Annotated in this window: 15 protein-coding genes; 4 read left to right on the top strand and 11 right to left on the bottom strand. The window is 44.6% G+C overall.

The features are described 5' to 3' along the window. Positions 1–33 precede the first annotated feature (33 nt). Positions 34–2,742 carry a hypothetical protein gene (locus tag A2048_07925; GenBank protein ID OGP09436.1) on the top strand — a complete coding sequence of 903 codons (2,709 nt, stop codon included), beginning with the start codon at positions 34–36 and terminating at the stop codon, positions 2,740–2,742. 1 nt (position 2,743) lies between these two features. Continuing rightward, on the top strand, positions 2,744–3,982 hold the full coding sequence (locus A2048_07920; GenBank protein OGP09435.1) for a glutamate--cysteine ligase: 1,239 nt from the start codon (positions 2,744–2,746) through the stop codon (positions 3,980–3,982). Positions 3,983–4,154: 172 nt separating this feature from the next. Here the strand turns inward: A2048_07920 and A2048_07915 are convergent, their stop codons facing one another. From A2048_07915 to A2048_07865, 11 genes are all read right to left on the bottom strand, one after another. Next, entirely contained in the window at positions 4,155–6,383 is a 2,229-nt protein-coding gene (locus A2048_07915) for a hypothetical protein (GenBank protein ID OGP09434.1), read from the bottom strand. 209 nt (positions 6,384–6,592) lie between these two features. After that, the gene (locus A2048_07910; GenBank protein ID OGP09433.1) at positions 6,593–7,426 is read right to left on the bottom strand and encodes a hypothetical protein; all 834 of its coding nucleotides are present in this window, start codon (positions 7,424–7,426) and stop codon (positions 6,593–6,595) included. Further along, positions 7,423–8,187, bottom strand: coding sequence for a hypothetical protein (locus tag A2048_07905; GenBank protein OGP09432.1), 765 nt, complete (start codon positions 8,185–8,187; stop codon positions 7,423–7,425). The genes A2048_07910 and A2048_07905 overlap by 4 nt, the downstream gene beginning before the upstream one ends. After that, complete coding sequence (locus tag A2048_07900) at positions 8,188–10,002, bottom strand: hypothetical protein (GenBank protein OGP09431.1); 1,815 nt, start codon at positions 10,000–10,002, stop codon at positions 8,188–8,190. It lies immediately after the preceding gene. 8 nt (positions 10,003–10,010) lie between these two features. Further along, positions 10,011–11,873, bottom strand: a complete 1,863-nt coding sequence (locus A2048_07895) for a hypothetical protein (GenBank protein ID OGP09430.1) — start codon at positions 11,871–11,873, stop codon at positions 10,011–10,013. Continuing rightward, positions 11,870–12,874: a hypothetical protein gene (locus A2048_07890; protein ID OGP09429.1), complete on the bottom strand. Its 1,005-nt coding sequence runs from the start codon at positions 12,872–12,874 to the stop codon at positions 11,870–11,872. The genes A2048_07895 and A2048_07890 overlap by 4 nt, the downstream gene beginning before the upstream one ends. Beyond that, positions 12,871–13,464: a hypothetical protein gene (locus A2048_07885; protein OGP09428.1), complete on the bottom strand. Its 594-nt coding sequence runs from the start codon at positions 13,462–13,464 to the stop codon at positions 12,871–12,873. Before A2048_07885 ends, A2048_07890 begins: the two co-directional genes overlap by 4 nt. Before the next feature lie 68 nt (positions 13,465–13,532). Further along, on the bottom strand, positions 13,533–14,411 hold the full coding sequence (locus A2048_07880; GenBank protein ID OGP09427.1) for a hypothetical protein: 879 nt from the start codon (positions 14,409–14,411) through the stop codon (positions 13,533–13,535). Further along, positions 14,411–15,391, bottom strand: a complete 981-nt coding sequence (locus A2048_07875; protein ID OGP09426.1) for an ATPase — start codon at positions 15,389–15,391, stop codon at positions 14,411–14,413. The genes A2048_07880 and A2048_07875 overlap by 1 nt, the downstream gene beginning before the upstream one ends. Positions 15,392–15,415: 24 nt before the next feature. Then, the gene (locus A2048_07870; GenBank protein ID OGP09425.1) at positions 15,416–16,528 is read right to left on the bottom strand and encodes a molecular chaperone DnaJ; all 1,113 of its coding nucleotides are present in this window, start codon (positions 16,526–16,528) and stop codon (positions 15,416–15,418) included. 81 nt (positions 16,529–16,609) lie between these two features. Continuing rightward, positions 16,610–18,439, bottom strand: a complete 1,830-nt coding sequence (locus A2048_07865) for a GTP-binding protein TypA (GenBank protein OGP09424.1) — start codon at positions 18,437–18,439, stop codon at positions 16,610–16,612. Between the two features lie 192 nt (positions 18,440–18,631). Between A2048_07865 and A2048_07860 the strand changes: the two genes are divergently transcribed. Both A2048_07860 and A2048_07855 read left to right on the top strand, forming a co-directional pair. After that, complete coding sequence (locus A2048_07860) at positions 18,632–20,545, top strand: molecular chaperone DnaK (GenBank protein ID OGP09423.1); 1,914 nt, start codon at positions 18,632–18,634, stop codon at positions 20,543–20,545. Positions 20,546–20,881: 336 nt separating this feature from the next. Continuing rightward, positions 20,882–21,817, top strand: coding sequence for a hypothetical protein (locus tag A2048_07855; protein ID OGP09422.1), 936 nt, complete (start codon positions 20,882–20,884; stop codon positions 21,815–21,817). The last annotated feature ends 8 nt before the right edge of the window (positions 21,818–21,825 follow it).

Below are 21,825 nucleotides of genomic sequence, written 5' to 3'. Positions count from 1 at the left end.
GAACTATGTCAGATAGTTGTGATAGACTCTTTTTTGACTTATTGTGACATATTCACAAAATATTTTTTAATCCTGAGCGACCCTTCGACTCTCCGCAGCGGATCGCTCAGGGTTGATCCGTTTTTTATTTCTGCCCCCAGGGGCAAAAATAAAAAACGGATCAAGTTTTTGTTCTTGTTGATTAAAATGAAAAAAGTTTTAGATCATGATATCGACAGTGTTTTTAAGAAATCCCCCCGCCCCCATGAGGCCTTTCTTGATTGGGAGAAATTCCAAGAATGCTATAAAAGTGACGTTAAAAAATCTTTCAATTCTAATAAATCAAATAATATCAAACTGTTACAAATATTTGGGACTTCCCATTTTTTAAGTGCTTGGCTCATAAAAAACCCTGCCGAAGCTGACACTTTTTTTTCTTCCCCTTATTTAAGTAAACCTAAAGATGCTTCCGTTATCAAAAAAGAAATCAAAAACCTCCTCCAGAAATCTCCTTCCAGCTTGGAAGCTTTATGCACCTACAAATATCGTGAATACTTACGCCTCACTCTCAAAGATTTAAATGGAACTTCGCAGGAAGAGATTTTATCTGAATTATCAGCACTTTGTTATCTACTTCTTCAAACCATAAATCATCTAACCTATGAAGAATCGGTTGCAAAATGGGGAAAGCCCACCAATGAGTACGGCCATGAATGTGCTTACCATGCCCTGGCCATGGGGAAGTTAGGAGGAATGGAAATCAATTATAGTTCTGACGTTGACCTTATTGCTTTCATCGAAAACGAATTCGATTATGGGGGGAAATATTCCACCAAGGAATTCTTTAGTCGTCATTTTCAAAATTTGACACATACCCTTCAAACCCGAACCGAAAACGGATTTTTTTATCGGGTTGATTGGGACTTGCGGCCCCAAGGACGGGACGGAGCCCTTATTCAGACAAAACTTTCCATGGAAACCTATTATGAGACAGTGGGAGCCAATTGGGAAAGACAGGCTTATATTAAAGCAGCCCCTTGTCTGGGGGACCAAAAACTGGGGGAAGATTTTTTGGAAACCATGACCGCTTTCGTTTACCGCAAACATTTGGACTGGGTCAGCATTCAAGAAGTGCAATCCATCAAGCAAAAAATAAACACCGCCACCAAATCAACCGGAAAGATTTATAATGTGAAACTAGGCCTGGGGGGCATTCGTGAAATCGAGTTTTTCATCCAGGCCTTTTTGCTTATTTATGGAGGAAGAATCCCATCATTAAGACATCGTAACAGTTTAAAGGCTCTGGCTTCCCTTGTAGAAAGTAAACTCCTCGGAAATGAGGATGCCAAACATTTAAGGGAATCGTATCTCTTCTTAAGAAAACTGGAGCATCGCCTGCAAATGGTGGACGAGGCACAAACCCATGATCTCCATCTTTCACCTCAAAGCCTTGGTGAGGCCGCACGAAGCATGGGCTATATGCATGACTCGTTGGAAGAAGCCAGTTTTCACTTTCAACAAGACCTCCAAAAAGCCACTCAAAGAAATCATGAAATTTATAACCGCCTCTTTGCAGATGACGCCCCAACAACCGTCCCAGCCCGCTTTACAAAACGCCCCATCGATATTCCCTTGTACCATTATCGCGATTCCATGAATGAGCTCTCTTTTGCTCCCAAGAATTTGGAAGAAAATCTCGATGCTTTAAGAATATTCAAGAAAAACCATATCGCTGAAATAATAAAACTGGAAAGATTCAAGGGTATTTCCAGAAAAACAATGGCATTCAAGCTTTCGCTTCTGGCAGAAGCCATCGCCCAAAAAGGTCTTGAACTTTCATTTGAGCTGCTAAAACCCATTTATGGGGTTCCCCAATATTTACAGAACAATGTCTCGCCCAAACCTTCCGAATTAGTCGCCATGGGCATGGGGAAATTTGGGGGCTTTGAATTGGGGTATGGATCCGACCTCGATCTTATCTTTATCTATTCCGAAGAAGGGGAAACCACAGGGCCAAAAATAATCTCCAACCAGGAGTTTTTTGCACGGCTTGCCCAAAAATTTATTTTTGTCCTTTCAGTCACGACCCGCCAAGGCTTTGCCTATAAAGTTGACACCGAATTGCGGCCTTCAGGAAAACAGGGCCTGCTTGTCACTTCGTTTCATCAGTTCATGGAATACCAGAAAAACGCCTCCCAAATCTGGGAGCGACAAGCCCTTCTGCGAGCCCATCCCATGATAGGCCCTGCCGCTTTCAACCGTTTTGTCATGGAAAATATCAAGGTTCTTTTGTTCAATCAAAAATACCCCGAAAGCATCAAAGATGAAATGAACCGTCTTCGCATGCGTGTTGAAAAAGAACTGGCCCATGAATCCAAAAATGAAATCGACTTCAAATTGGGATGCGGTGGCATCATGGATATTGAATTCCTGCTTCAATACCTTCAACTCATCTGCGGGCATGAATATGCCGCGCTAAGAACCCAGAATACTTTTGAAGGATTAGACAGGCTCCTTGAACTCAACCTGCTCAAAAACCAGACCGAGGCCCTTCTCCTTAAAGAGGCCTACACTTTTTACAGAAGTTTTGAAGCCAAGGTCTTTCTAAAAAAAGAATTGTCTGTTCATCGTTTAAAAATCAACGATCCGGACATGGAAGAGATTGCCCTTAACATGGGATTTAAAAACGCCCATGACTGCTGGCAGGCCTTGCAACTCTACAGGGATCAGGTTAGATCTACCTACAACAAAATCTTGACGTAAAATGCTGGATATCATTCAAAACATACTGGGGATAAAACAAAAGGATGTGGCCAACTGGTTTGAAGCTCAATGGAAAAACTTAAGGCCCAATATTTATCTTTCATGCGATATTCGTCATTCCGGTTTTAAAATAGGGGTGGTTGACTCCAATCTCTTCCCGGCCGGGTTCAACAATTTATGCACGGCCTTTTCCAGGCAGACGGCCCTTGCCTTCAAGTGTTATCTGGAAGATTATTTTCCCCACGTAAAAAAAATAGTTTTACTGGCCGAGGATCACACACGAAACAAGTTTTATCTTTTAAACCTTCTCCACTTAAAAAAACTTCTCTCTAGCGATATCCATGAAATTGAATTTGCCATCATAGGCAACGACATTGGAAACAACACCCTTGAAGTTTCAGTGGATGAAGGAAAACTGACCCTCTTTAAATTGTCTCGTGAGAAGAATCTAGTACGGGCGGGAAATTTTGTTCCCGATCTCATTCTTTCGAACAACGATTTCTCCACAGGAATCCCGGAAATCCTCAAAGGGCTAGACCAATCCATCATTCCCCACCCCGCCTTAGGGTGGCATCAAAGAAGAAAAAGCAGACACTTTTCTTTGCTAAAAGAAATCACAGACTCCTTTTGCAAGGAATTTAACTTGGATCCATGGATGATCAATGCCTTCTTTGATGTAAGTGCCCCACTTGATTTTAATGATGCCAACTCGATAAACAAGCTGGCCACTCAGGTAGATGCTCTTATCAGCAAGATCGGTGACAAATATAATCAATATCAAATAAAAGAAGTTCCCTATGTTTACATTAAAAACAACACGGGAACTTATGGCATGGGATTGGCTGCCGTTTTTTCAGGAGAAGACATTCTTTTGTTTAATCGAAAAAAGAAAAACAAACTCATGTCTGCCAAAGGGGGGATGACGGCTTCCAATTATTTATTACAGGAAGGGATCCCCACCATTGACAAATACAGTGGATTCCCGGTGGAGCCCGTCATTTATGCTGTGGGGGCCCATGATGTGGGTGGTTTTTTCAGGGTCCATGAATCCAAAAATGAATTTGAAAGCTTGAACGCTCCCGGTATGAGTTTTTCATGCCTCTGCCTCCACAAACTCGACGAACCCCATGAATCGTATTTTTTGGATTGTCAGGAAAAGGAACATGTCGTCAACGTGTCCCGCTTTTTGTGCCGCCTGGCCGCCTTGGCCAGTGCCCGTGAACTGGAATTGGTGAAATGACTGAGTTTTTTTCAGGGTTAATATTACGGTGGTTTGGAGAGGGAATATGAGTCATCACCGCTGATTTTCAAACCAGTTTTTCAGAAAAATCGTTACGGTGAGAAATGCGGGTTAGAGATGAACCCGTCGCCCCCTCTTAGCTGTAAGAGGGGGTTAGGGGGACTTATTCTATTTATTCGCAACTATTCTGATGTGTATTCGGGTTAAACCCACAATTGCCCGACAAGCATTCATCATCATCGATGCAGAAGGCTCCCGTGGGCAAGTTTGAAGGAGGCACCGGAGGTTGGCCCTGACCGCCGCCACCCGGTTGACAGGTTAAAGGGCTACCTGCGCAGACGAAGGAAGCGCATTCAAAGGGTGTGATGCAGCTCTCGCCATCAGCCTTTTTGTCATTGGTGCCTAGGGCATGATCATCATTGATATGATCAGGAATGGCACAGAGGCCAGCTTGGCAAAAGAAAGTGGAGCATTCCGCTGGCCCGGAGCAACCTTGGCCCACGGCTTTTGTCCCAGCGATGTCCCCATCGGCTGTACAAATGCCTGAGTCGCTACAATCATCGGAGAAACATTCGGCATCCGCTGTGCACGGGGCAAAGGGTCCTTTTTTGAAGGTGCCCCCGATGCAAACGCCATGGTCTTGCCCACTGCACTGCCGCCCGCCATTGCAGGCCGGCAAATCCGTGCCGCAAGGAGCACCCTCTCCGCCGTCAGCGGGTGGTCCAAAGCCATCCGTAACACCGAAGAACCCTGCGCCTCCACCCACGGGAGCGCCTGTCGGGACGCCCGCGGTGCACATGCAATGCCCACCAAAGGAGCTAATAAAACCCCCGACGCAGGTGGTGACACTGTCGCAATTATCATCATCGGTGCAGGAGGAACCCATGGTGGTTGAAAGGGAGGTGCACACATCATTGGAGCAATTATCACAGGGGAGGCAATCATCATCGTCCTCGCAAGCTCCTCCCGGAGGGGCTTTGATTTCCCCCAAGTGGTTGGCCGGCACGAAATTATTCGGGTCGTTGACGAAGCCGCCGATAAAGTCTCCGATGGCCGAAGAACCGCCCACAAGAATGGCCTGCCTATGGCCGGCATCCGAGAATGTGGTGTTAAACTTATCCCGGATGGTGGAAGGGTCAAACGTGGCTGCATCATCGCCCATCTCTAGCCAACCCAGAGCGGCTGCCCGGGCGCTGGCCTCGTAATCAAAGGTGCCGCCCCAGGGGATGTTTTCCCAATCCCCTGCGATTGCCGGCGGTGGAAAGGTGGCGCCCATAAAGCCAAGGGCTGCCCCGGCTTTGGTGGGATCCGCAAAGCCGCCGTTTCTAAACATGTTGACTGCGGTCCTCCTGGCTTCGGGGTGATCAAAGATCCTAAAGCCCCCATCCAACGCGGGAAGGGCCCCGGCAAAACCACGGAAATCCTCCACTTCATATTCCCCGATTTCATCCGGTGTGAAATATCGGAACATGCCCACCATGGCGGCAGGGTCAAACTCAGTGCCGGCTTCTGTGTGGGTCGTTTCATAAGTCGTTTCCGCACCTGCGGCTGCGGCGCAAAAACTATCCCGGATTGTATCCATCATGATCACAAAGTTCTCAATGGAATCCTCCACGGGAATGTCATCATCCCCCACGGTTGTGCCGGCTGTGCCTGTGAATCCCGTCGGATCCCCACCCAAGGCCTCCCTCATGAGATCGGCCGGGTTGGCACCGGCCGTAGCACCGGCGATGGCATTGGCATGCGCTTCATACAGAGCTTCGGCATAACCACCCAGATCATCCGTCGAAGGGTCATCATCCCCCATGAGGGCGGATGTGGCCTGCACAATGCAATCGCGGTTCACCGTCAAGCTATCCTCCGAGCCCGTGCAATTGGCCAAATCATCGTTGCAAAAATATTCAAGCACCCCGTAAGCCGCGTCGGTTTCGGTATTGACAGGGGCGGCTAGGGCGTCACCGCTGGCTTCAGCGGCGGTGACATCCGCGGCTTCATATTCCTGGTAGGCATGGATGGGGACGCCCTCGGCGTCTTCCGCCACTAAAACGATGCCCGCCTCAAGTTGGGCGCTGGTGAGCCCTGTGACATCGCATGTTCCAGTGGAATCCGTTGTACAAGGAGTTCCTATCTCGGTTCCCGCCGTGTCTTCGGCATGGACTACAATTCCTTCAGCAGAGGCTTCTGTCACGGCCGCCTGCATCATGAGGCCCCTCACTCCCGAAGGTAATTTGAGCGCAGAAACATTGGTCGAAGGTTGCGAGACGCTGGCTTCAACTGATAAACCATCGCTGGAGCCGCTGCTACTGCCATCACTGCTGCTACTGCAATTGGCCGTGGCCATGATCATGATGAGTGGAATAACCCAAAATTTATTTTGGAAAAAAGAAAAAAAATTTTTCATGATGCCCCCTTATAAAGGATTCCCCCCCCATGACACAGCTTCCCAGTGAAGCAAAATATTTGCCATAAAATGAAAAATAAAATGTGGGAGAAATGAAGAACTTACAGAGGGATGTCTATTTAAGACCAAAGAATGGACATGAAAAAACTGCCGTTCTGATATTTTTTTGACGCTTTTGAAGATTGGATCTATATCAATTTGTCAAAGGACTAAGTTCTTTTGGCAAGCCAATCTTCCATGAATTTTAACACCTGATTTTTCTCGGGCTCATTAAACAATTCATGATAAAAGCCCTCAAAAATCTTGAGCGTTTTATCTTCCGAAGCAAGTCTTCTAAAAAATTTCTTGCTGCCATCCACATGGCAGATTTGATCCCCGCTTCCATGCATCATGAGGGCCGGAATGTGAATGCGATAGGCCAGCTTCAAGATATCCTTCTGGTTTTCATAAAGCTCTTTGGCCAGGCCCAGGGTTATTTTTTTTGAAACAAGCGGGTCATTTTCATAAGCTTCAACCACTTTGGGATCGTGAGAAATGAAGCGGCAATCAATTTCGTTGACGACCGAAAATTTGGGCATGAAACAAGCCAGTTTCAATCCGATCCACTTTTTAAGAAAAGGAATTTTGAGAACAGTAAGTATATTGGGGGAAAACGTGACAAAACCGGACAGACGTGAACGATATTTGGCCAGGTAATTTAAAACGATCTGCCCTCCCATACTGTGACCCACAAGAAAAACCTTGTGATCCCGTTCCGTTTTAAAGACCAAATGAACAAATTCATCCACATCTTTGAGGTAATGGGAAAAATCATCCGCAAAACTGCGCAAACCATCGGATTTTCCGTGTCCGCGGTGATCAAAGAGATAGACATTGTAATCTCTTTTCTGAAAATAATCGGCCACATGGGCATATCGCCCTGAATGTTCGTTAAGGCCATGAACAAAGATAAGCGTCCCCCTGGGTTTATCGTGGCCCCAGGTTTCATAGTATAAGCGATGATGATCGTGTGATTTAAAATAGGACTGGGTGGGTTTGCTCATAAATTTATCGGAAGTGCCTGCACGGATCTAAGCCATCCCTTTTTACCATTTCCATAATGAATAAAAAGCCACTGGTCCCCTTCTCCCATACCATGTTTAACCTTCACCCTTACCTTGGTCCCGTCAGCTAAAACATCGGATGGTTCAGAAGATACAAAAGAGGGATAAACAGGAACTTGTTTTTCTACAATGTAGTGATCCTGGGGGTTATATAAAAAAAGCAAATTCGTCAATAATCCAGAAAGGCACAAGAGAAACAAGATAAATGAGAAAAAAAATCCTTTTTTAAGGATGTTCTTTCTAAAAACCAAAAATAGAATAACAAACAAACACAGAAGAAAATAAGCACTTAAAGTGACCAGCCAAAGTTCATGACCAGTCAAGTAACTGCTCCAGAAAAAAGTTTTTTCGATCACGGATTCTATATTCAAAGACGTATTGTTTGTCGCATGTGTATGCTGCAGAATGAAATAATGATTGGCCCTTAAATCGGCATCTCTGGGAGCACGCATGAGGGCTTTTTTGGAATAAAGCAGGGCCAGACCCATGCGGTCAAGATAATAGGCCGAATTGGCTGCATTCCCGTAGACAAAGGCCCCCGCCTCCCCTTTCTTGATCAAAGTTTCATAAGCCTGGAAAGCCTCCTCATAATTTTTGGAGATATAGGCCTTGTTGGCTTGGATAAACAGAGGATCGGGCGTATCGGCAAAAAGGGAGCCTGAAAAAAGAATCAATAAAAATATCAAATAATAGGGTTTCATTTATAGTTTCTTGTCAATCTGTTCTATAAGTTTGGTTAAACGTGGGGCCCATTGATCCAATTCTGTCTTTTGGGGAACATGCCCGCCATAGCAAGTTTTCTCAAAACCAAGCAGTATTTTTTCAAATTCTGCCTTTTTATCCTGCCTGATACTTTTGGTTTCCAGAAAACGCATCATTTCCTGAAGTGTCAACCCTATTTGTTCAAGCCCCATGCGATTGCGCACATAAGTGCGAACAGCCTCCAGATGACAAGCCTGTCTTTCCCTAAGATCACTTAAGGAAGCCGCCTTGCGCATTGATTTTTTAAAAACCGCCAGTGCTTTTCTTGTCCTATATTCATTTTCATGGGCCTCCAGATACTTTTTTCTTTTCTGAAAAACATAAACAAATAAAACAAGAAAAGCGGGAATGAAAAATAAAAACAGCAAAAATTGCCGACTCAATTCTTTTGCCTTGGCTCTTCCCCATTCATCATGAATGGGAGCTAAATCTTCATTGGAAACAAGGATGGACCGGTCTGAACCCGGTCTCTGGATGGGCAAAACAGAAGAGGCCGATCCTCCTTTGACATGAAGAGTGAAGGGAGAACCGGTTAAGGGGACATAATTTCCTGTTTTAGGATCGAGCACACTTAATGAAAAAGGAGGAATTTGAAAGACTCCCTCTCTTTGGGGAACAAGGGCTACCTTGAATACTTTTTTACCCTGCAAGCCATCCTCGGCATGAGTGACATCCAGGGCTGGTTTGTCATCATATATTTTAAAATCATCCAGAGTTTCGGGCAAAACAAGCTTGGCGTCCTTAATATTTCCCTTGCCCGTCACTTCAAGGGTGAGGGTCGCCGAATCATCCATTGAAATATTTTCGGATGAAAGGGAGGTTTTTAAGGAGAATTCACCTACGAGATTTGAAAAATCAGGGGGTTGGGGTTCAGGCCATGGTTTTATTTTAAGATCAAGGGCGGGAGCCACCAAATTTTTGGGGCGCATATTGAGCCTGCCCATACGGAAAAAAGGGTCATTAAAAAATGAATCCGCCCTTTGGTCAGGCACCTCTACCCTTAGACTTGTCTCAGGAATGGAAAGATCCCCTGAACGCAAGGGTAAAAGAGCGATTATTTTTTCGCTCACAACATATTTTTGCCCGGAGAGGGTGGTGTAATATTTTTTTTCGGGGACAACCTCTTCCGACCAAAAATCCTTGAACTCGGGCAAACTTAATTGGGCCTGCCCCACATTTACCAAAGTATAAAACTTGAAAGTGTAAAGGATCTGCTCATTGACAAAGGGATTTTTATTGGTGAGCCCAGCTTCGATCCAATAGGGCTTCAAATCAGCCATATTTCTTTGTGTGCGATCAAGATAGGTTTGGGCATCTTCATCAGTAGGCACTTGATCCGGTTGTTGTGCGGGTTTTCCAGAGGGAACATGGGGGGATTTACTAATGGTCACTTCAAGAGGATTGGAAGTGTATTCTTTTCCGTTAAGAAAGACACTAACTCCTCCCATATTAAAATGACCTTCCTGTGTGGGAATAAGGATGTAACTATAGGCTTTCTGGCTACCCACTTGCCCATTGATGATTTGAAAGCTGGTGGAAGTCCCCGATGGAATAACCTTGAAAGCGGCCATGGAAGGAAGGCTGGGTTCAGTGGCCTGCATACTCCCTGAAACCGTCACGGTAAGAGTGAGCTCATCTTCAAGGCTCGCCCGGGATGGATCGATCGCAGCTTGAACAGAAACATCAGCCCGGCTTTCAGGCGCATGAAAAAATATCTGGGAAATAAAAATAAAAAATAAAAAATATTTTTTCATAACAAAAACTACCAATCCTTTTCGGGTTGGCGAGGATGCCTTCCCAAATCTTTTTGGATCATTTCACGCAATGATTTTCCTGGCGTATCTTCCAACGAATCAAGCCGTCGCTGGGCTTCTTTTTGACTCACTCCTTGCGAACCGCTTCCGGATTTGCCCATGGCGCCATCATTTTGTTCCCCCTGCCCTCCCTCTGTTTGTGAGGGGGGATTATGATCCATGTTTTGCTTTTGTTCATCCTTTTTTTCTTCACCTTCATTCTGCTTTGTCTCATTCTCCTTTTTCTGCTCAGCTTCTTCTTTTTTCTGGTTCTCCGAAGAGTTTTTATTTTCCGGTTGTGAAGAATCACCTGATTTTTTTTGGTCTTCTTTTTCTTCCTGATTATTTGATGATGAATCCTTATTGTCTTTTTGTTCCTGGTCGTTTTTTTCCTCTTCTTTATTTTCCTGATTTTTCTGCTCTTCCAACAATTTTTTTACAAAATCATGGTTAAGTTTGGCTTGCGTGTTCTTCGGATTGCTTTTAAGGGCTTTTTCATAAAAATCGAGGGCCTCCTTCAAATGCTCCTGCCTATAATGCGTGTTTCCCAGATTATAGAGGGCCTTTTCACGCAAGGAGGCATCCGGCGAATCAAGCGATTTAAGGTAAGCCCCTTCGGCCTCTAAAAACTTGCCCTCACGATAATAGCTGTTTCCCAAATTATAATAAAACCGGGGGGATTGGTTTGTTGAAAGGGCCTTTAAATATTCTTCTTCCGCCTTGTCGTATTTGTTTTGCAGATAATACCGGTTTCCCTTTTGGGCTTCCCAGGGGGCAAAGGCATGGCTTGAAGTTGAAAACAAGGACCCCAGAATAAAAACAGCCAAAAACATTTTTCCCATTCTTGAAACATCGGGCAAAAGAAAAATGATTAAAAATAAAATAAACCCAAGACCCAGGGGAATCTGAAAACGCTCGAGGGGAATGCGCTTTTGATCGGATTTGAATTCTTGTTCTTCTGTTACTTTTTTTATCCCCTGTTTATAAATCAAGTCGATGTCACGATCATCGGTTGTCGATTGAACATAGGTTCCCCCTGTTTGTTTGGCCAAATTTTCAAGAAAATCCTCATCCAGTCTGGAAATGACGAGTCCCCCATTTTCATCCTTCTTAAAACCTCCCCCACTCGATTCGGGAATGGGGCCGCCGGCCTCCGTGCCAAAACCCATGACAAAAACCTTCACCTCTTCTTTTTGAACTCGCTCCACCACCTGATTCCAAGCTCCACTTGTCGATTCGCCATCGGTCATCAAAATAATGGTTCTTGAACCCGAAGGGCTGGACCCAAAACCCTCCAGAGCTTTTTGGAAGGCTTCTTCCATATTAGTCCCTTGAGTGGGAATAAGCTCTGTATCAAGCTCATCTGTGAACAAGGAAAAAACTTCATGATCACTGGTCAGGGGGCAAGCAACATAGGCCTTGCCAGCAAAAGGAATAAGCCCAATGCGATCCCCATGAAGATAATCAAGAAGGTCCTTAAGTTCGCGCTTGGCACGTTCCAGTCTGTTTGGTTTGATGTCTTCAACCAACATTGAATTTGAAACATCCACCAAAACAAAAATATCCACCCCTTTTCGGTGTACCTCTTTAAGCTCATATCCCCATTGTGGGCGTAAAAGGGCGACCAAAACAAAAGTAAAAGCAAGAACCCAAAGAATTCCCTTGGGAAGAAGACGATGATGTTCCCATCCTGGCAAAACTTCAGGCCATAAGGGAGCATCTATCAAGCTTTGAAGACGTTTTTTTCTCCACTGGTAAGTGCTTCTTAAAAAAAGGGCGAGCCCGGGCACCAAAAACAAAATCGGCCACCATTTAAAATGGGCCCACATCATAGGGGCAACCTCATCAATAAGGTGTTTTCCAAAAGCAAACCACTCATCATCAATAACAAAGCAGCGCCCACAAACCAGAAATAGAGTTCGTTGACCTCTTTGAATTGTTTCATATTTACTTCCGTCTTTTCCAACTGGTCGATTGTGGCATAAATTTTTTGAAGTTCGGACGTGTCGGTCGCCTTAAAATAACGCCCTCCGGTAATGTTTGCTATTTCTTTAAGGCTGGCCTCATCCATATCCAGGCGCGCACGGATAATTCGTGTGCCAAAAGGCGTTTCCTGGGGAAAGGGAACTTCAAGATTACTTCCCACCCCAATTGTGTAAACCTTGATTCCATAATCTTTGGCAATCTGGGCCGCTGTGATGGGAGCCACTTCTCCGGCATTACTGCTTCCATCAGTAAGAAGAATAATGATTTTTGATTTTGTCGGTTTGTCTTTTAAACGTTTAACACTTGTGGCCAGGGCATTGCCAATGGCCGTTGACTCGCCTGCCATTCCTATACGCACAAATTTTAGAAAAGAACGGAGGATGTCATAATCAAGGGTGAGTGGGCATTGTGTAAAAGCAGTATCCCCAAAAATGACAAGCCCGATGCGATCGCTGACTCGGTGGGCAATGAAATCATCAACGACTTTCTTAATCACCTCCATCCGGTTTGTTCTTTGGCCCTCTATTTCAAAATCGAGGGCCTTCATGCTTCCGGAAGTGTCCAGGGTGAGCATGATATCAATACCTTCGGCTGTTATTTCCGTCGATTTAAACCCGGCTTGGGGTCGCGACAAAGCAATAATCAAAAGGGCTAACCCGACCATGAAAAAAAAACGTGGAAAATGAAATCGAATCGAATCTTTGCCTGTAATAGGAGAAAAAAGTTTCAATGAGGAATAACGAATGGAAACACCTTTTTTTTTACCCTGCCACCACCACACAAGGGGCAATAAAAGAAGAAGGAATAAAAAATAGGGACTGCCAAATTGAAAAAAAGATGTGGTCATGAATGTTTGGAAATGTCTTTTTTTAATAAGCCATCCAGACAAATGATTATATTTTTAATTTTTTCCATATCCACCTTAATACCTTCATTGTCACTGGGTTGGCCTGCAAATTTTATTTGGTCTGCCTTTTCGAAAAATGAAACGAGCTCACCAATGATTTCATTTGATAGCGCGATGGGCTTGTTTGTTATAAACAATTCTTTGATTTCGCTCGTTGATTTTTCCATGGCAGGAAATGAATAAGCCCGATCAAGGTATTCTCGTAAAATTTCAGACAGCTCAAAATATACAGAGTGACATAACTCCCCCTTGCCCCCTCTTAGCTTAAGAGGGGGTTGGGGGGAGTTAATCAGCAAATTAATGCCAATTTTGGAAAGTCTTTTTAAAGATTGTTCCAAGGGTGAAAGGGAGAGGATTTTTTTTTTGCGGTTTTTTAAAAATTGAAAAATCTTTATGATTAAAAAAATAGAAAGAAGCAGAGCCAGAATTCCAAATACAAAGAGCAGCACTTTTGGCCATAAAAACAGGACAATATTCTCGATATCCAGAATATCTTTCATGCTCTCAGATGATTGGGGGATGTCTTCCATAATAAATGGCGAGTGCCCCATGTAGGGGCGGTTCGTGAACCGCCCTTACACGGGTACACGAGGTATGCTTAATTTCTCCTTTTATCTCTAAAACGAAAAAATCGTATCAGGGTATCGATGTAATCTTCATTTGTTTTTAGAAAAAGGGCATCCATATTCATGCCCTGGAATTGTGCTGTAAGATTTTGGATACTCAATTTTTGATACTCATTAAATTTCCTTATGTTTTTGCCTCCCATGTTTTGGCCCAAGGAAACCCCCTCTTCTTCGGCACTTTTCAGGTTCACAAATGATTTCCCGGGCCAATTTAATTCCAAAGGGTCACGCATGATGAAATTAACAACATCGTATCTGCGCGAAACCGCTTTAAGCACGCTTTCAAAGCCTTCCGTCAAAAAATCAGAAATAACAAAACAAACACAGCGCCGATGGACCACCCTGCTTAAAAAATGAAGTGCGCCTTCAAGATTTGTTTTTTGCCCGATGGGTTTATGGGTCAGAATGCTCTTGACTACTTGCCAGACATGGCTTTTTCCTTTGCGGGGGGGCAGATAATATTCAACCCGGTCGGAAAATAAAATGAGGCCCACTTTGTCATTGCTGTTGGTGGCGGCACGGGCAAGAACAGCCGCTAATTCGGCAACCGCTTCTCTTTTCAATCTTTTTTTTGATCCGAAATAAAGGCTTTGTGATAAATCAACTACCAACATGACAGCCTGCTCTCTTTCTTCCCGATGGACTTTAATAAAGGGCTTATCCATGCGGGCTGAAACATTCCAGTCAATCAAGCGCACATCATCTCCGGGAATGTATTCCCTGACCTCTTCGAATTCCATGCCCCGGCCGCGGAAAGCCGTTTTATATTCGCCCGAAAACATTTCGTTGGCCAAATAACGGCTTTTAATCACAATGTTCTCGATTTTTTTGAGAAGTTCTGGTGAGAGCATCAAGGCACCTCAACGCCGTCCAAAATCTGTTGCAATAAAGAGTCACTGGTAAGGCCTTCGGCTTCAGCCTCAAAGGTGAGTAAAATACGATGGCGCATCACATCGTGGGCGATTGTCTTTACATCTTCGGGAATGACGTAAGCCCTCCCTTTAAGGAAAGCCAAACCCTTGGCCGCCATGTGCAGATTAATGGAGGCTCGCGGGGAAGCCCCATAACGGATGTAGGGGCCAAGCTTTAGTCCGTACTCTTCGGGTTGGCGCGTGGCAAAAACAAGGCGGATGATGTAATCGTTAAGCTTGGGATCGATATAAATTTTGCGAATGACCTCGCGCATCTCCAGAATTTTTTGCGTACTTAAAACAGCCCTGGGTTCAGCACTCATTTTATTGGCCACACGTTCCATGATTTGAAACTCTTCCGCTTTTGAAGGGTAACTTACATTCAACTTCAGCATGAAGCGGTCCACCTGGGCTTCAGGCAAGGGATAGGTGCCTTCCTGTTCAATGGGATTTTGTGTGGCCAGCACAATAAAGGGCTCTTCCAACTTAAAAGTTTGCTCCCCAATGGTGATCTGTTTTTCTTGCATGGCCTCCAAAAGAGCGCTTTGCACCTTGGCCGGGGCGCGATTGATTTCATCAGCAAGAATAATATTGTGAAACAAGGGGCCGCGCTTTACATAAAACTCCTGGGTTTTTGGATTGTAAATTTGGGTTCCTAGAATATCGGCGGGCAATAGATCGGGAGTAAATTGAATGCGCTGAAAGGAAGCGGAAATAACCCGGGCCATTGTTTTGACCGTGGTTGTCTTGGCTAGTCCCGGCACCCCCTCAACCAGAATATGCCCATCGGTCAATAAACCCAAAAGAAGTTTACTCACCAGATCTTTTTGGCCGACAATGGTTTTTTCGATTTCGTTAAAAGCTTGGGAAACAAGCGAATGGAAAGACCTAACTTCTACCGACAATTCATCTAAATTCATGCAACCTCCCTTTGAAGAGCTGCATTATCCAAAAAAACTCTTCTTTTTGGAACTTCTTTTATTGTTGTGATGAATAGGGGCATTTTTATCAAAACTTTCTTCCAAGCGTTGAAGTAATTCTTTTTGATCCTTGCTTAAATTTCTTGGAGTTTCAACGTGTACAACAATAATTTGGTCTCCGTGATGTTTGGAACGAAGATGCGGGACACCCCTGCCTTTAAGAACAATGGTTTCCCCATTTTGAATTCCTTCGGGAATGGAAATTTCCTCTTCTCCATCGATGGTAGGAACCTTTATTTTTCCCCCTAAAGCCGCCAAAGCCATATTCACGGCCAGCTCTGTAACAATATGTTCCCCTTCCCTTTTAAAATTCTCATGTTCTTTCACTAAAAGATGAACATACAAATCCCCCGCCGGGCCCCCATGCAGGCCGGCTTCCCCCTCGCCATGAATCATCAAACGAATCCCGTTTTCAACACCTGCAGGAATGGAAACATCAATTTTTTTGGAAGTACGTACGGCCCCCTGCCCCCGGCATTCATCACAAAATTCCTTTATTTTGTGACCAACCCCATGACAAGCCGGGCATGTTGTACTAATAGTGAAAAAGCCCTGATTATGCCGGACCTGACCATGCCCCTGGCATTGGGGGCAGATATGGGGCTGACTCCCCTTTTTAGCCCCTGATCCTTCACATTCGGGACAAGGGATACTTTTATGAACTTGAATGATTTTTTTAACCCCTTTACAGGCTTCCATGAAATCGATTTCGAGCTCATAACTTAAATCTGAACCTTGCCTGGCCCGGGTGCGCGAACGACCGCGCCCTCCTGAAAAACCAAAAAAATCCTCAAAAATATCACCAAAGGAATCAAAAACCTCATCAACACCCGAGAAGCCATGAAAACCGCTTCCTTGGAGCCCACGGTGCCCAAACTGGTCGTAGAGCTTCCTTTTGTTCGCATCGGAAAGCACTTCATAAGCTTCGGAGGCTTCCTTGAAAAGTTCTTCAGCTTTTTTGTCGCCAGAATTTTTGTCGGGATGATATTGAAAAGCCAGTTTACGGTAGGCCTTTTTGATGTCGGCTTCGGTGGTCGTTTTACTTACCTGCAAGACTTCGTAGTAATCGCGTTTCATAAAATTTTTCTAGAATAATGCTCTATGAATCTTTGTCAATTGTTTGAGTGATTTTTGTATCGTAAGGATACTTCACGCCTCCTACAATGAATCAATCTTCTTTGAAGCAATCTTTCGTTCCGAACTATTAAGAATGGCTTTACGCAAACGTACATTAAGGGGAGTTACCTCAACCCACTCATCATCCTTGATAAACTCGATGGCCTGTTCCAGCGTGGGCGGAAGAACGGGGGTTAAAATAACGTTTTCGTCCTTACCGGCGGCACGCATGTTGGTCAGTTTTTTGGTGCGAGTGACGTTAATTTCCAGGTCATTATCGCGATTATGTTCACCCACAATCATGCCTTCATAAACGGCCGTCCCCGGTGTAATAAAAAAACGTCCGCGATCTTCCAAATGAAAAAGCCCATAGGGAATGGCTTCCCCCATCCTGTCTGAAATAAGCGAACCACTGATACGGTGAACAATGTCTCCACGATGGGGTTCATATCCTTCCAGATAAGCATTCATGAGGCCGGTGCCTTTGGTGTCCGTTAAAAATTCGCCGCGATAGCCTATAAGCCCTCGCGACGGGATTGAAAATTCAAGACGCACACGCCCTTCCCCAAAAGGCTGCATATTTTTCATGACCCCTTTGCGCAAAGCAAGCTTTTCAATGACAATGCCCGTAAAACTATCGCCGCAATCGATGACCAGATTTTCAATAGGTTCGCATTTTTGTCCATTGATTTCCTTGAACAAGATCTGGGGTTTCCCCACGCACAATTCAAAACCTTCACGGCGCATGGTTTCAATAATCACGGCCAATTGAAGTTCGCCCCGACCCTTGACGATCATGGTTTCGCCGTTTGCATCCATTTCAATCTGAATGGCCACATTGTAGAGAATTTCTTTTTTCAAGCGGTCCCAAATACGCGCCGACTGGACATACTTGCCCTCTTTTCCGGAAAAGGGTGAAGTGTTCGGCATAAAACGCATGGCCACGGTGGGCTCATCCACCAAAATACGGGGCAATGCCTTGGGAGCCTCTACGGTACAAATGGTGTCCCCGATTTTCACTTCATCAATACCCGACAAAATAACAATGTCGCCGGCTTCCACCCTATCAACTTCCTGAAATTGAATTCCCTGGTAAAGCTGAAGTTTTGAAACTTTAAGTGGTTTGATTTTATTGTTTGCATCCACACACAAAAGGGCGTCGTTCTTTTTGGCCTTGCCGTGGAAAACCTTGCCAATGGCCAAACGCCCCAGATAGTCTGAATATCCCAGATTACACACCAACATTTGAAACGGTTCTGTATCGTCATAACTGGGAGGGGGTAATTTATTGATAATGGCTTCAAATAAAACTTTCAGATCGGTCTCGGTTCCATCCAATGCTTTTTTGGCAATGCCGTCGCGACCAATGGCATAGAAAAAAGGAAAATCGATTTGTTCATCGGTGGCACCCAAATCAATATAGAGTTGATAAATTTCATCCAAAACTTCCTTGGGGCGTGAATCCTTGCGGTCAATTTTATTGACCACAACCATGGTTTTTAATTTAAGCTTCAATGCTTTTTGAAGAACAAAACGGGTTTGGGGAAGCGGACCTTCGGCAGAATCGACAAGTAAAATGACTCCATCGACCATCATCAGGGCGCGTTCAACCTCACCTCCAAAGTCAGCATGCCCCGGGGTATCCACAATATTTATCTTGATTCCATTGTAACTGACCGAACAATTTTTAGCGGCAATCGTAATACCCCGCTCGCGTTCCAAATCAAGGTTATCCATCACACGGTCCGAAACGGCTTGGTTGTCACGATAAAGCCCTCCCTGACGGAAAAGATGATCCACCAGAGTCGTTTTCCCATGGTCAACGTGGGCAATAATGGCGATGTTTCTAATTTTGTCGTTTATCTGTTTCATAAAGAGTTGGCTTACTTAGGACGACTAAAATCGGGATGCAAGGTAAATTCCCTGAAAACTTGAAGTTTTTTTAATCCCAAGGGTTGACAGATGAAAGTTTTTACCTATCTATGGGGCTTGTTTGTGAGGGCATGGAAGCTTTATCAAATATTGTGAATTATTCACAAATTTAACATCAAACAGGAGAAAACAATGGCTAAGAAAGCAAAAGTAATCGGAATTGACCTTGGAACCACTAACTCATGCGTCGCAGTGATGGAAGGCAGTGAGCCAAAAATCATTCCCAATCAGGAAGGGGCCCGTACAACACCCTCTGTTGTGGCCTTTACCAAAGATGGGGAAGTTTTGGTGGGTCAGGTAGCCAAACGCCAAGCGATTACAAATCCTGAAAATACTGTTTATTCCATCAAACGATTTATGGGACGAAAATTTGAGGAAGTCCCCGGAGAAATTACCCTTGTTCCTTACAAAGTACTCAAACGTGACAATGGAGATGTCTCGGTCGATATTAGTGGCAAAAGCTATTCTCCTCCTGAAATTTCCGCAAAAATTCTACAAAAACTGAAAAGTGCCGCCGAAGATTATCTGGGCGAAAAGGTCAATGACGCCGTCATTACAGTGCCCGCTTATTTTAACGATGCCCAACGCCAGGCCACCAAAGATGCAGGAAAAATCGCCGGCCTGAATGTTTTGCGCATTGTCAACGAACCAACCGCGGCTTCCCTTGCTTATGGGTTGGACAAGAAAAAAGACGAACTGATCGCTGTCTATGACTTTGGAGGCGGTACCTTTGATATTTCCATTCTTGAAGTAGGGGAAAACGTCGTTGAAGTGGTCGCTACCAATGGGGACACTCATTTGGGCGGGGATAATATCGACCAAAAAATCATTGATTATCTTATTGCTGAATTCAAGAAGGACCAGGGCCTGGACGTTTCCAAAGACAAAATGGTGCTTCAACGTTTGAAAGAGGCGGCTGAAAAAGCAAAAATTGAGCTTTCAAGTGCCTTGGAAACTGAAATCAATCTGCCCTTTCTTACTGCCGATGCCAGTGGGCCTAAACATTTAAACATCAAGCTTACCCGCGCCAAACTTGAATCGCTGTGCGAAGAGCTCATCTTAAAATCATTCGAACCTGTAAAAAAATGTCTGGCCGATTCCAACAAAAAAGCTTCGGATATTGTTGAAATTGTCATGGTGGGCGGGCAAACACGCATGCCGCGCATTCGCGACGAAGTGAAAAAATTCTTCGGCAAGGAACCTCACATGGGGGTTAACCCCGATGAAGTGGTCGCTGCCGGGGCCGCCGTTCAAGGAGGTGTGCTTACCGGTGAAGTGAAAGATCTGCTTCTTTTGGATGTCACCCCCCTCTCGCTGGGTATTGAAACACTGGGAGGCGTCATGACAAAACTCATCGAACGGAATACGACCATTCCCACACGCAAGTCACAAACATTTTCAACAGCGGCAGACAATCAAACCAGTGTCGAGATTCATGTGTTGCAAGGGGAGCGTGAAATGGCCCGCGATAATCGTACTCTTGGGCGCTTTCATTTGGATGGTATTCTTCCGGCCCCTCGTGGCATGCCCCAGGTAGAAGTCACTTTTGATATTGATGCCAACGGCATTGCCCATGTTTCCGCAAAGGACAAAGCCACGGGTAAGGAACAAAAAATCACCATCACGGCTTCTTCCGGTTTGTCGGAACAGGAAATTGACAAGATGGTCAAGGAAGGCAAGGAACACGAAGCGGACGACAAAAAGAAACGTGAAGAAATTGAAACCAAAAACCGTGCCGACGGGCTTGTGTTTGAAGTTGAAAAAAACTTGAAAGAACACAAGGACAAGCTGGCAGCCGCCGATGTCAAAACCATTGAAGACGCTTTGGAAAAAGTAAAAAAAGCCATCAGCGATAACGATACGGACAAAATCAAGAGCAGCATGGAAGAACTGCAACAGGCCTCCTTTAAAATTGGGGAAGCCATGTACAAAACAACCAATGCCCAAGGAGCCGCTCCCGGTGCTGAAGGGTCCGGTGAGCCTAAAAAAGAAGAACCCAAAAAAGACGACAATGTCGTCGATGCCGAGTTTGAAGAAAGTAAATAATGTCTTGCCTCGTATGAGAAAAGAAAAAGGACATGGTGAGCTTGTCCCGCACACGGGACCCCGCTACGCGGTGGTCGAACCATCACCCGCGTGGGGCCGAATCATGGTTCGACGGGGCTCACCATGTCCCGGAATTATATCCAGTCATTTATGCAATCCTACGAGGTCTCCCCTCCCCATTCTCATTTTAAAAACAAGTCTTTGAGGGAAGGTTTCCCGCATACTTATTCCGTTAGAACCAATAATATTAAATAATTTCAATTGGTTAAATAAATTCTTTCTTGGCAACCTTTTTGCTTATACTAATTCTCGGTGGATAAAAAAGGAGTCAAGACTATGAAAAAATCATTTTTAAGTTTTATCATTATAACCTCGTTTGTTTTCTTAGGGGCCTGTAGCGATGACAATCATGGCGACGGCGGTGGTGGCCCTGAAATTTTAGGCCTCATGGATGGCAATGGAGGCATGGTTGAGGAAGTCCGTGAAGGAGACAGCTTAACGGTTGTCACCACTGATGATTGTAAAATAGAAGATGGATGCACCGTTCATATTGATGGTGATGAAGCTGAAATAGATGAAAGTGTGGATTTAAGTCTTGATGAAGTAAAAGATGTCAAAGCAGGTAAAGATCTCAAAAAGTCCAAAAAAACTGTGTTTGCCAAAGCCCTCAAATACGATTCGGCCATGCTGGTGGGTGCCAATGACGAAGATGATGATTTGGTAAAATGTGATTGGGAGAATTGTGACGGCTGGTGCATGGATGCATGTGAAGATGCTTCTATCGATGAAGATTATGACGCATGCGTTGATGAATGTAATGAAAACATTTGTTCCAAAATTGATGAGGATGCCGTCCGGTCAGCAAAAGATATTGATAAATGTGATTTTGCAAAAATAACAAAGAAAACAAAAAAAGAAAAAACCAAGGCCGAAAAAACTTTTGATAAAGAACACGTCACAGTTCCTCTTTTACGCATGCCCCAGGCCAGCTGCGGTAAGTCAGGCACAACCACTTTAAGCCTCACTTTAAAATACGGGAAAAACCAAAATCATGAAAGCAAACCTTACGAAGTAAACTATATTTGCAATAGACGGAAGGTGATCTCAATTCCCGGATATTCTTTTCTCTCTTGTCAAACCAATAATGATTGCCAAAATGGCCAAATATGTAAGACCATGCAAAGAGGTGCAAACAAAGTATGCCAAGGGGACTTCAATCCACAGGGTATCGTGGAAAACATACGAAGATTGCAGAACTTGCGACGTCAGTAAAACCAATA

The sequence above is a fragment of the Deltaproteobacteria bacterium GWA2_45_12 genome (assembly GCA_001797365.1).
Lineage (GTDB): Bacteria > UBA10199 > UBA10199 > UBA10199 > UBA10199 > UBA10199.
Note: the sequence above shows the minus strand (reverse complement) of the source record. Positions and strands in the feature narration are given on the sequence as shown.